This is a genomic window from Streptomyces poriferorum (assembly GCF_019399235.1).
In the GTDB taxonomy this organism is placed as follows: domain Bacteria; phylum Actinomycetota; class Actinomycetes; order Streptomycetales; family Streptomycetaceae; genus Streptomyces; species Streptomyces poriferorum.
Window position 1 is genome coordinate 1 of record NZ_JAELVH010000363.1, and the last position, 6,338, is coordinate 6,338.

The 6,338-nt window shown below is 71.4% G+C and carries 1 protein-coding gene; it reads left to right on the forward strand.

Annotated elements, in window-relative coordinates; translation table 11 throughout:
• Positions 1–6,338: non-ribosomal peptide synthetase (locus tag JGS39_RS35800; protein ID WP_219573937.1), on the forward strand; the 6,338-nt coding region annotated here is incomplete at both ends.

A 6,338-nucleotide genomic window follows, 5' to 3' on the forward strand; every position in this document is an offset into this window, starting at 1 on the left:
AGCCGCGCCCCCCGCACCCCCCAAGAAGAACTGCTCTGCGCAACCTTCGCCCAGGTCCTCGGCGTTCCCCAGGTCGGGATCGACGACAGCTTCTTCGACCTCGGCGGCGACAGCATCATGTCCATCCAGCTGGTCAGCCGGGCACGCCGTGCCGGCCTGGCCATCTCGGCCCGTGACGTCTTCGAGCACAAGACGGTCGAGGCTCTCGCGTCGGCGGGCGTCGGTGGGAGTGGTGACGAGGCCGCCACGGCGTCCGAGGACATTCCCGCGGTAGGTGAGCTGTCGCTCACTCCCGTCATGCACTGGCTGGCCGAACGCGGAGGCTCCGTCGACCAGTTCAACCAGACGGTCGTCCTGCACACGCCTTCCGAGCTGGATGAACAGCGTCTGTTCGTCCTCGTCCGGGCCCTCCTCGACCACCATGACGCGCTGCGTCTGCGGATGCACGCCGCCGGGACGCCTGGAGGCTGGTCCCTCGAGGTCACGGCCCCGGGCACGGTGGCGGCGGACTCCTGTGTTCGGCGGGTCGACGCCTCGCAGCTGGACGACGACGCACTGCGTGCGGCCCTCTCCGTCGAGGGCGAGGCGGCCCGGCGCTGCCTCGACCCGCGCGAGGGTGCCATGGTGCGGGCCGTCTGGTTCGACCGCGGTCCCGGGCGGCAGGGCCGGCTGCTGCTGGTCGTGCACCACCTGGCCGTCGACGGGGTGTCCTGGCGCATCCTGGCGGAGGATCTGGAGGAGGCCTGGCAGGCCGTGTCCGAGGGGCGGGAGCCCGAACTCGCCCCGGTGGGAACGTCGTTCCGCAGCTGGGCGCAGAAGCTCAAGGAGGCGGCGGTCACCTCGGCACGGGAGGAGGAGCGGGACCTGTGGCAGGCGACGCTCACCGCTCCCGACCCGCTGCTCACCGACCGGGCCCTCGATCCGGCACGTGACACGTTCGCCACTGCGCGGAGTCTGGAGCTGCGGCTGCCCGTCGCCGTCACGGAGAGCCTGCTCGGGGCAGCCCCCGCACGGTTCCACGCGGGTGTCGAGGACGTCCTGCTCGCCGGGTTCGCGATGGCCGCCACCGAATGGCGGCGCCGTCACGGAAGCCCGGCAGCCGCCGAGGTACTCGTCGACCTCGAAGGGCACGGGCGGGCGGAGCAGATCGCTCCCGGTGCCGACGTGTCGCGCACCGTGGGGTGGTTCACCAGCATCTATCCCGTGCGGCTGGCCCCCGGCGCGTACGACACCGTGGGTGCCCGGGCAGGTGGACCGGACGTCGGAGCCGTGCTGAAACGCGTCAAGGAGCAGCTGCGGGCGGTGCCGGACAAGGGCATCGGATACGGGCTGCTGCGCCACCTCAACCCGAGTACGGCACCCGCGCTGGAGCAGGCGGGCGCCCGTCCGCAGCTCGGCTTCAACTACCTGGGCCGGTTCGCCCCGGGCGCGGTCGCGGCGGACAGCCGTGTCGCGGACTGGACGATGGCGCCGCTGGCCGGTGCTTCCGAAGACCCCGCGCTGGCCCTGGCGCACACGGTGGAGGTCAACGCGGCCACCCATGACGGTCCGCGCGGGCCGGAGCTGGTCGCGACCTGGACCTGGGCGGGCGAGCTGCTCGACGAGGAGCGCGTCCGGGAGCTGGCCGACGGCTGGTTCGGCGCACTGGGCGCACTGGCCAGGCACAGCGCGGTCCCCGGAGCCGGTGGTCTGACGCCGTCCGACGTGCCGCTCGCGGAGGTGACCCAGTCCGAGATCGAGGCGCTGGAGGCCGAGGTGCGGGCGGGTGGTGCTCCCGCTCCCACACCGTCGGACGACGAGGCGGTTCCCTCCGAGGGGGCTCGACTCGTCGACGTACTGCCGTTGTCGCCCCTCCAGGAGGGGCTGTTCTTCCACAGCGCGTACGACGACGACTCCGAACCCGACCTCTACACCGCCCAGCTGGCTTTCGACATCGAGGGCTCGCTCGATGTGGCTGCCCTGCGGACGGCCGCCCGTCTGGTCCTGGACCGGCACACGGCGCTGCGGTCCTCGTTCCGCAGAACGTCGGCGGGCCGTCCGGTGCAGGTGGTCGTCGCCGATGTGCCACTGCCGTGGCGTGAGGTCGATCTGACGCACCTGTCGGAGCCGGAGCGCTCGGCGGACGCGGCGAAGATCCTTGAGGACGAGTACCGGGAACGATTCGATCTCGCCCGGCCGCCGCTGCTGCGCTACGTCCTGATCCGGCTCGCCGCCGAGCGGTGGCGGCTCGTGCTGACCAACCATCACATCGTGCTCGACGGCTGGTCGCTCCCGATTCTCGTACGGGAACTCCTGGGCTTCTACGCGGCGCCGGGGAGCGCCGACCAGCTGCCCCGGGTACGCCCCTACCGTGACTATCTGGGCGTCCTCGCCGCCCAGGACCAGGACGCCTCGCACGCCGCATGGCGGGAGGCGCTGTCCGGCCTCGAAGGCCCGACGCTCGCAGGACCGCCGCAGCCGGGTCCCGGCAGCGCTCCGGAGCGCGTGGAGCTGGCACTCTCCGAGCAGGCCACCGCCGCGCTCTCCACCCAGGCCCGGTCGTGCGGTGTCACGCTGAACACGCTGGTGGAGGCTGCTTGGGCGATCGTCGTCGGGCAGCTCACCGGGCGCGACGACGTGGTCTTCGGCGTCACCGTCTCGGGCCGGCCGGCCGACCTGGCCGGGGTCGAGGACATGGTCGGTCTGTTCATCAACACGCTGCCGCTGCGTGCCCGGATCAACCCGGGCGACAACGTGGCCGACTTCGTGCGCCGCATCCAGCGCGACCAGGCGGCCCTTCTGGAGCAGCAGCACACCGGCCTGGCCGCGATCCAGCAGCTGATGGGCATGGGTGCGCTCTTCGACACGTCCATGGTCTTCGAGAACTACCCGCTCGACGCCGACGCCCTCGGCGAGCTCGCCGGAGCCTCGGGACTGCGTCTGTCCGACGCCACGAACCACGACGCGACCCATTACGCGCTCGCCCTGGTGGCGCTGCCCGGCAATGCGCTCTCCTTCCGTCTCGACCATCGCCCCGACCTCTTCGACCGGGCGGCCGCGCAGACAATCGGCGAGCGTTTCGTACGGGTACTGGCGAGCATCGCCGAGCAGCCCGGCACACCGCTGGGCCGGATCGAGGTGCTCACTCCCGCCGAACGGGACCGGCTCGGCACGGACTGGAACGGGCCCGCACGCGAGCTGCCCGCGGCGACCCTGCCGGAGCTGTTCCGGGCCCAGGCGCTGCGCACGCCCGACGCGGAGGCTGTCGCCTTCGAAGGTGACGTGCTGAGCTACGCCCAACTCGACGAGCGATCGGCCAGATTGGCGGATCGGCTGCGGTCCGCCGGGCTCGGGCCGGAACAAGCGGTGGCCGTGTCGCTGCCGCGCTCCGCCGAACTCGTCGTGGCGATGCTCGCCGTCCTCAAGTCCGGCGCCGCCTATCTTCCGGTGGACCCTGACTATCCGTCCGACCGCATCGCCTACGTGCTCGACGACGCGGCACCCGGGCTCCTGATCACCACGAGTGCGCTGAACGACCGGCTGGGATCACCCGACGTACCGCGCCTCCTGATGGACGCGGACGCACCCGATGGGCCGTCCGTCACATACACCGGTCTCGGGTCCGCCGACACGCCGGGCACCTCGCCCGAGTCCCGGCACCCGGCCTACATCATCTACACCTCCGGGTCCACCGGCAGACCCAAGGGCGTCGTCGTCTCGCACGCCGGACTGCCGGGCCTGGCCGCCTCGCAGATCGATGCCTTCGCCGTCGAACCGGACAGCCGGGTACTGCAGTTCGCCTCGCCCAGCTTCGACGCCGCGGTGTCGGAGATCTGCATGGCGCTCCTGGCCGGTGCCTGTCTGGTGATGGCGCCGCAGGAGCGGCTCATGCCGGGCGCACCGCTGGCCGCTCTGCTCGCCGAGCAGCGGGTGACCCATGTGACGCTGCCACCGTCCGCGCTGCCGTCCCTTTCCGACGACGCCATGACCTCGGTACGGACCCTTGCGGTCGCGGGCGAGAGCTGCCCGGCCGACCTGGTGGACCACTGGTCCCGCGGCCGGCGCATGCTCAACGCGTACGGGCCGACCGAGGCGACCGTGTGCGCCACGATGAGCGAGCCGCTGGCCGGGAACACGGCACCCCCGATCGGCCGCCCGATCGTCAACACGCGCACCTACGTCCTCGATTCGGCGCTGCGGCCCGCGCCCCGGGGTGTCGAGGGCGAGCTGTACATCGCCGGTCCCGGTCTGGCCCGCGGCTACTTCGGCCGCCCCGGTCTGACGTCGGAGCGCTTCGTCGCGGACCCGTACGGCGCACCCGGCGACCGCATGTACCGCACCGGTGACCTCGCACGATGGACCGACCGCGGAGAGCTCGTCTACCTGGGCCGAGCGGACGACCAGGTCAAGGTCCGTGGCTTCCGGATCGAACTGGGCGAGGTGCAGGCCGAGCTGGACCACGCCCCCGGTGTGGCACAGAGCGCCGTGATCGTGCGGGAGGACCGCCCCGGCGACCGGCGTCTGGTCGCCTACGTCGTGCCCCGCGCACAGACAGCAGTCGACCCCAAGGCGCTGCGTACACGTCTTGCCCAGCACCTGCCCGCCTACATGGTGCCGTCCGTGTTCATGGAGGTCGGCGTGCTCCCGCTGACCGCGAACGGCAAGCTGGACCGCAAGGCCCTGCCCGCGCCGGAGCTTTCCGGCAGCACGACGGGCCGCAGGCCGCGCTCTCCGCAGGAGGACATCCTCTGCACGCTGTTCGCCGAAGTGCTGGGCGTGCCGGAGGTAGGGATCGACGACAGCTTCTTCGACCTCGGCGGGCACTCGCTGCTCGCGACACGGCTGATGAACCGGGTCCGCTCCACCCTCGGCGTGGAGGTCGCGGTGCGCCGCCTCTTCGAGGCCCCGACCGTGGCCGGCCTTTCCGCCGCGCTCGGTTCGGCGGACGGCCCCCGCCCGGCCCTCACCACACGAACGCGCCCTGAGCGGATCCCGCTGTCCTTCGCCCAGCAGCGCCTCTGGTTCCTCAACCGGTTCGAGGGGCCGAGCCCCACCTACAACCTGCCCACGGCGCTGCGTCTCACCGGCACGCTGGACCGCGAGGCCCTGCGGGCCGCGCTGGTGGACATCGTGAGCCGGCACGAAAGCCTGCGCACGGTCTTCGCCGAGGAGTCCACGGGCGCGCACCAGGTGGTACTCGACGCGGCTGCGGTCCGCCCGGAACCGGTCGTCGTCCGCGTCGGGGAGAGCGAACTCACGGACCGGATCGCGGAGGCCGTGCGCCACGGATTCGACCTCGCCACCGAACTGCCGTTGAAGTCCTGGCTGTTCGAGATCAGCCCCGAGGAACATGTACTCCTCGTACTGATCCACCACATCGCCGGTGACGGCTGGTCCATGGGCCCACTGGCCCGCGACCTGACCACCGCCTACGCGGCCCGCACCGTCGGCCGAGCACCGGCCTGGGCGCCACTGCCGGTGCAGTACGCCGACTTCACCCTGTGGCAGCGCGACGTCCTCGGCTCCGAGGACGACCCCGAAAGCGCCCTGAACGAACAACTTCGCTACTGGCAGCAGACGTTGTCCGCCCTTCCGGCCGAGCTGGAGCTTCCCACCGACCGTCCGCGCCCCGCACAGGCGACCTATCGAGGTGACTCGGTCCCGCTGGAGACCTCCGCCGAACTGCACCGGCGGGTGGAGGAGGTGGCCCGGGAGCATCAGGCGAGTCCGTTCATGGTGGTGCAGGCAGCGTTGGCGGTGCTGTTGTTCCGGCTGGGTGCGGGAGAGGATGTCCCGATCGGTTCGCCGGTGGCGGGTCGTACGGATGACGCGCTGGAGGACCTGGTCGGGTTCTTCGTCAACACGCTGGTCCTGCGCAACGACCTCTCCGGGAACCCGACGTTCTCGGAGCTCCTGGCCAGGGTCCGGGAGACCGACCTCGCGGCATACGCACACCAGGACGTTCCCTTCGAACGACTGGTGGAGGTGCTCAACCCTGAGCGTTCGATGTCACGCCACCCGCTGTTCCAGACCGTCCTGGAGTGGAACAACGACGAGCAGAAGGCCGCCCTCGACACGGTCGAACAACTGCCCCACCTGAGTGTGGCGCCGGAGTCCGCCGCGACGGGTGCGGCGAAGTTCGACCTGGTCTTCCACCTGTCCGGGGTGCGTGGTGCCGATGGCGGTGCCGCGGGTCTGCGGGGCGAGCTGGAGTTCAACGCGGACCTGTTCGACCGGTCCACGGCTGTGGTGTGGGGCGAGCGATTCGTACGGGTGCTGGAAGGGCTGCTCACGGAGCCGGGACGCGGCATCGGGGCGGTACCGGTTCTCTCCGTGGGTGAGCGGGACGCGGTGGTCGA